Origin of the sequence: Myroides sp. C4067, assembly GCF_038039665.1 — a bacterium.
Lineage (GTDB): Bacteria > Bacteroidota > Bacteroidia > Flavobacteriales > Flavobacteriaceae > Flavobacterium > Flavobacterium odoratimimum.
Genome location: NZ_JBBPHJ010000054.1, coordinates 1 through 4,126 on the forward strand (window position 1 = coordinate 1; position 4,126 = coordinate 4,126).

Genomic DNA, 4,126 nt, shown 5'->3' on the forward strand with positions numbered 1-4,126 from the left:
CATAGCACAAAGATATTATTTTACACTTTCCTCCCCAACTTTTAACGTTGATCCGGTTTACTTCAAAAATAACAACTAGTTATGCTTTAAGGTGCTCAAATAAAACTTATAAAATGATTTCCTCTTACAAAGGAGTGAAGAACTACTCCGAAGTCCTTGTTTTCTGCTATATAAAATAGCTACACTCAAAATATTGAGGGGTTTACGGATTTCCGTAATATCATTAGAGAAATTTTCACTATGTTTAAAAAATAAATGTTGTTTAATTAGTTTTATAACCAAAATAAATCTTAGATATATAGAAAAGAAATATAGTAGTATAAAATATAATTAAATAATCATATAGGTGTTAGTTTAGAAAACTAAATCGCTTATCATTTCTTGAAATAAAAATGTTATCTGTAAGCTTATAAATCTCATGAAAATAGAACAAAAAATAAAAGATGCTATCCTTCAAAATAACTTAGTAATTTTTGCAGGTTCAGGCCTTTCAAGTAACTTTAATTTACCTAGTTGGAACAAACTCGTTGAGGAAGTTATTAATGAAATTGATAAAAAAGAATTCGATACACTTATACCCGTTTTAAATATGGGGGTTATGCAACCAATTAACGCTTTAGAATTAATTAAGTCTGAACATACTATAATAAAATCATACATTAAAGAAAATTTTAATGTTGCACCAAGCAATAATTTTGATTTACATAAAAAAATTATTGAATTAACAGAACAAGTGATTACAACTAATTATGATAATGCTTTCGAATGTGCAGCAAATAATTCAATTTCACCATCAATTTATACCGACCAATTTAATATAAGTGAAATTGGAAAGAACAATAAACCTTATATATTTAAGCTTCATGGTAGCTATAATGAACCTTCAAATTGTATAATTTTTGAAGATGATTATGAAAAACTTTATAATTCTAACAATGGTGCTATTGAAAAATTAAAAACTATTTTCTCAGAGAAAACTTTACTTTTTTTAGGGTTTAGTTTTAATGATCCTGATATAAACTTAATCTTTAATAGCCTTGATAAAGCATTTGGAAATAATAACAAACATTTTATCATTACAAAAGAACCTAACAAGTTTGAAAAATTTAATTTTCTTAAAACAATCGCTATTACTGAATACAATGAAATTAATACTTACATTGAAGATTGTTTAAAATACAAAATACAAGAAAAAAACAATTCTATTATTGCAAATAAAGAAATTATTGTAAATAAGAGTATACAAAAAATAGCAATCCTTTCTCCTAATCCAATTGACTTAAAAATAGGCAATGAAATTAATCAAGTAATTAATAATTTTAATTCGTTAGACAGTACTATTTATACTGGTTATCTAAACATTAAAACTCTATTGAGTCTTGAAGATATTGATATCATTATTATTATATCTAAATCATATAAATCCAACATATACATTGAAGAAGATAATCTGCAAAGTAAATTAGTATCTGTTAATGAGATTTGCGAAAATATTCCAAATGATAAAATTCCAATAGTTTTTATAACTGATGGCATTATTAATCAAAACATTAGCAATCCTTCAATTTTTATTTATAGTTTCAAAAATTCGATAATTAAAAAATTCATTTATAAGACATTAAGAAATTTAGATCTAAATTATCAGGAGAATGAGATTATGATAAATCTCGATAAGTTAGAATTTCAAGCTTTTAAAAATGGCTATGCTACATTTAAATCAATTTATGGAAATGATCGAGACTTAGATATTGGTAAAAAATCATTAACCAGCGTAGTTGGGCGTGTTGAAGAGCAATCTATAATTGTTACAAGACTGATAAATATAATTAAATCGAATAAATTACTTAATGTAAAAGCTTCGGGAGGTACTGGAAAAACAACCTTAATAAAAAAATGTGCTTATGAACTTTATAATAGAGGTTACTATACAGCTGGTGTTAATTTTAAATCTTGTGAAAATATAAAAGATTTTGAAGGGCTTGAAGAAATATTAATAGAAGGATTTAATCTACATAATATTATTGAATTTAAAGAGTATTTGATTCAAAATTATAGTCAAAATAAATTAGATTTATTGATAATACTAGATAATTTTGAAACAGTTAAAAATTCTTTAACTAATGACGAATTAAATAAAGTAAATGAATTATTAAGGTTCGTAACGGACTATGCAAGTATTGTAATTACTTCAAGAGAAACAATAAATAAGAATGAAGATTTCGAAGATGTTTATTCATTAACGCCGCTTATTACTGATGATGCATTAATTCTTTTTCAAGAAAACTACGGTTTAATCAAAAATGAGGAAGAAATTAAAATATTGAGATTTGAAATATTAGAAGATTTACTAAACAATAATCCTCTTGCAATCAAGCTTGTAACTAATTCAAGGACTAAATTCAAACACCTTTCAGAATTAAAGGCACAACTGAAGAGTCATTTTTTTGAGTCTACAAATGAAGACTTTACTACTGTATTTAAGGATAATGCTGATTTAAATATTGAAAGAACAAGATCAATATATCAATCAATAAACTATTCCTATTGTACATTAAGTGATAAAGAAAAAATAGCATTTCAATTATTAAGCCTATTTCCAGATGGAATAAGTTTATCTAACTTTAAGAAATGCTTTAATAAAAGCACTTCAAAAATAAGCATCAGTGATAAAGATTTACGAACTCTTAGGGATAAATCCTTAGTTGAAGATTACAATGGCACGTTACAACTTCAGCCTATAATAAGAAGATTTTCAAATTTCAAGTTTTCTAAAATATCACAAGAAAAAAAGGAAAAATTCTGTTTAGATGCCTATAACTATAACTGTTTTATACTAGAATTAATTGAATTTGTAGAGAAGAAAAAAACAAAGTCTGAATCATTAAGATTATCTAGTTTTTTTAAAAATAATCTTTTAAACGTTTTATCCTATATTCCTGATATTGCAATTGATAAAGATAGTTCTGGAATAGAAAAAAAATATTTATTGAATTTCATTTATGCTGTAGGAGACCAATTTATAAGCAAAAAAGAAGTGACTGAATATTTAAACAGATTATATCAAGTTAGGGAATATTTTTCTGATATACCCAATGCTGATATTCTTATAAAAGTTTTAGCACTTTATACAGAATACTTCCATTTTGAATTTGATAATTCATATGAAAAATTATCAAATTTACTTACAGTTTCAGAAATGGGAAACAGAATTTTTGAAAAAGAAGATTATACTGAACAAAGATATAAATCCATTATTAGTTCCATTCATAGTATGGAAGGACACACTCTTACTAGAATAGAATCATTTATCAAAAATGACAATTTTATAAAATATTTTTCTGATGCCGACTTTTTCTATTTAGGTATACCTGAAAATATAGCAAGAAAGAAAGACGGTTTTTATTATTTCGAATATGAGTTAATGCATAATAACTGTGATTCAGAAAAACTTAAAAAATATATTGATTCATTATATATGGATGAACATTTAGAAATAATGCAATCAACATATACTTTATCAAAAATTGAAAAACTAGATAAAACAACTATTGATAAGTTAGTTGTTACAAACCCTTACACAAAAGGCTTAAAAGAATTAATGTTGGCATTTAATTCGAATAATGATGAAAAAAAGAAAGACTATTTCAAAAAGGCCCTAAAAAACCTTTGTCATATTAAATATTATTATTTAGAAGCATTATATTACTATTCACTTTTCCTAAAAGAATATGATGAAATTGAATTTATTGAAAAGAAAAAAGAAGGACTAGCTAAAAGTAAACAATTTCATTATCAATATATTTATCATTTATTTAACACAATGGAGAATAAAATTGAATATGATTTTGTATACTCTTTTTATTCGATAGAAGGTTTGGAAGAGTATGTCTTCAAACATAATGAATATTGGAAATCTAAATTTGAAAAAGAAATGTAAAACTAGTGGGTAAAAGTATTAAATGTCTCAAAACTCTATTTTTAGATGTAGAAAACACAAATATTATAAGCAACAAATAATCTCCTTAAAAGCAGCTTTTAAGGAGGTATAAGCTTTTCATTAAAATCAAACTTATGTATGCACCCGAGCAAGTACATCTTGTGAGATCTAATTATTCTTCTACATTAT

1 protein-coding gene is annotated in these 4,126 nt (G+C 24.6%); it reads left to right on the forward strand.

Translation table 11 applies throughout. The features are described 5' to 3' along the window. Nucleotides 1-418: 418 nt before the first annotated feature. Nucleotides 419-3,937 (forward strand): SIR2 family protein, encoded by a 3,519-nt coding sequence (locus tag AABL87_RS17590; protein WP_341277690.1) that lies wholly within the window; start codon nucleotides 419-421, stop codon nucleotides 3,935-3,937. Nucleotides 3,938-4,126: the final 189 nt, after the last annotated feature.

Excerpts from the sequence above, each read along its gene's own strand:
- AABL87_RS17590 (WP_341277690.1), top strand. The coding sequence starts at position 419 with ATGAAAATAGAACAAAAAATAAAAGATGCTATCCTTCAAAATAACTTA.